1 protein-coding gene is annotated in these 2,531 nt (G+C 70.2%); it reads left to right on the top strand.

Going from position 1 to position 2,531, the window contains the following annotated elements; translation table 11 throughout:
- Positions 1-2,531, top strand: a 2,531-nt coding sequence (locus VIB11_RS06260) for a nitrate reductase subunit alpha (protein ID WP_332029429.1), incomplete at both ends; no start/stop codon positions are given.

Genomic DNA, 2,531 nt, shown 5'->3' with positions numbered 1-2,531 from the left:
GAGTACGAGCCCCGTGGCTGTCCTCGGGGGGCGGCGTTCTCCTGGTACACCTACTCCCCCACCCGGATTCGCTACCCCTACGTGCGTGGCGTCCTGCTCGAGATGTACCGCGAGGCCAAGCAGCGCCTCGGTGACCCGGTGCTCGCGTGGGCCGACATCGTGAACGACCCGGACAAGGCCCGGCGCTACAAGGCCGCCCGTGGCAAGGGCGGCCTCGTGCGCGCGTCGTGGGGTGAGGCCGCCGAGATCGTCGCGGCCGCCAACGTGCACACCATCAAGCAGTGGGGCCCCGACCGGGTCGCGGGCTTCTCCCCCATCCCGGCCATGTCGATGGTCAGCCACGCCTCGGGCGCGCGGTTCACCTCGCTCATCGGCGGCTCGATGCTCTCGTTCTACGACTGGTACGCCGACCTGCCGGTCGCCTCGCCGCAGATCTGGGGTGACCAGACCGACGTGCCCGAGTCCGGCGACTGGTGGGACGCGGGCTACCTCATGATGTGGGGCTCCAACATCCCGGTCACCCGCACCCCGGACGCCCACTGGATGGCCGAGGCCCGGTACCGCGGTCAGAAGGTCGTGGTCGTGGCGCCCGACTACGCCGACAACGTCAAGTTCGCCGACGAGTGGCTGCCTGCCGCGCCGGGCACCGACGGCGCCCTGGCAATGGCCATGGGCCACGTGGTGCTCAAGGAGTTCTTCGTCGAGCAGCAGGTCGAGTACTTCGAGGAGTACACGCGGAAGTTCACCGACCTGCCTTTCCTCGTGGCCCTCGAGCCGTATGCCGCCAAGGACGGCTCCACGGCGTACCGCGCCGGCAAGTTCCTCACCGCCTCCGACCTCGGCGGCGCCGAGGCCTCCGCCGAGAACGCCGAGTTCAAGACCGTGCTCGTCGACAGCCGCACGGGGCAGCTCGTCGTGCCGAACGGCACCCTCGGCGACCGGTTCGGGGAGGGCGGCGCGGGACGGTGGAACCTCGACCTCGGCGACGTCGTGCCCGCCCTCAGCCTGCTCGACACCCGCGAGGACACGACCCTCGTGGACCTGCCGCGCTTCGACGTCGCGGACGCCACCGACGATGCCGCGCCCGTGCTGAAGCGGGGCGTGCCGGTGAGGCGGGTCGGTGACCGCACGGTGACCACCGTCTTCGACCTGCTGCTCGCGCAGTACGGCGTCGGGCGAGAGGGGCTACCGGGCGCGTGGCCCACCGGCTACGACGACGTCGAGGGTCTCTACACCCCCGCGTGGCAGGAGCCGATCACGGCCGTGCCCGCCGAGAAGGTGGCGCGCATCGCGCGGGAGTTCGCGCAGAACGCGGCCGACACCCAGGGCCGCTCGATGATCATCGTCGGCGCCGGGACCAACCACTGGTACCACTCCGACACGATCTACCGCTGCATGCTCCTGCTGACGACGATCACCGGCTGCCAGGGCCGCAACGGCGGTGGATGGGCGCACTACGTCGGCCAGGAGAAGGCCCGTCCGATCACCGGCTGGGCGCAGATGGCCTTCGGCCTCGACTGGTCACGGCCACCGCGGCAGATGATCCAGACCGCCTACTGGTACCTGCACACCGACCAGTGGCGGTACGACCACTACACGGCGGACCTGATGGCGGCCCCCACGGGCACCGGCCTGTTCGACGGCATGAGCACCGCCGACCAGCTCGCCCTCTCGGCCCGCCTCGGCTGGATGCCGTCGTACCCGACCTTCAACCGCAACCCGCTCGACCTCGCCGACGAGGCGGAGGCGGCGGGCAAGCCGATCGGCGAGTACGTCGTCGAGCAGCTGCAGAGCGGCGACCTGCGCTTCGCCGTCGAGGACCCGGACGCGCCGGAGAACTGGCCGCGGGTGCTGATGATGTGGCGGGCCAACCTGTTCGGCTCCTCCGCCAAGGGCAACGAGTACTTCCTCAGGCACCTGCTCGGCACCGACAGCTCGCTGTCGGCCCGTGAGACGCCCGAGGCCGCACGCCCGAAGGACGTCCTCTGGCGGGAGGAGGCCCCGGAGGGCAAGCTCGACCTGCTCTGCGTGCTCGACTTCCGCATGACGAGCTCGACGATCTTCAGCGACGTCGTCCTTCCCGCCGCCACGTGGTACGAGAAGCACGACATCAACACCACGGACATGCACCCGTTCATCCACTCGTTCAACCCGGCCATCAGCCCGCCGTGGCAGACCAAGACCGACTGGGACATCTTCCAGGCGATCTCCGAGGCGTTCGCCCCGTTGGGTGCCCAGCACCTCGGGGTGCGCAAGGACGTCGTCGCCGCACCCCTCCTCCACGACACCCCGGAGGCGATGGCGACCCCGCACGGACGCGTCCGCGACTGGAGGAAGGGCGAGTGCGAACCGGTGCCCGGGAAGACCATGCCGAAGCTGGTCGTCGTCGAGCGCGACTACGGCGCCGTCTTCGAGAAGATGGGCGCGCTGGGCCCGCTCATGGAGAAGCTGGGCACGACCCAGAAGGGCATCACCTACGACGTCGCGCGCGAGGTCGACTACCTGCGCCACAAGAACGGCGCGATCCGCGG

Origin of the sequence: Pedococcus sp. (assembly GCF_036554925.1) — a bacterium.
In the GTDB taxonomy this organism is placed as follows: domain Bacteria; phylum Actinomycetota; class Actinomycetes; order Actinomycetales; family Dermatophilaceae; genus Pedococcus_A.
Note: the sequence above shows the minus strand (reverse complement) of the source record. Positions and strands in the feature narration are given on the sequence as shown.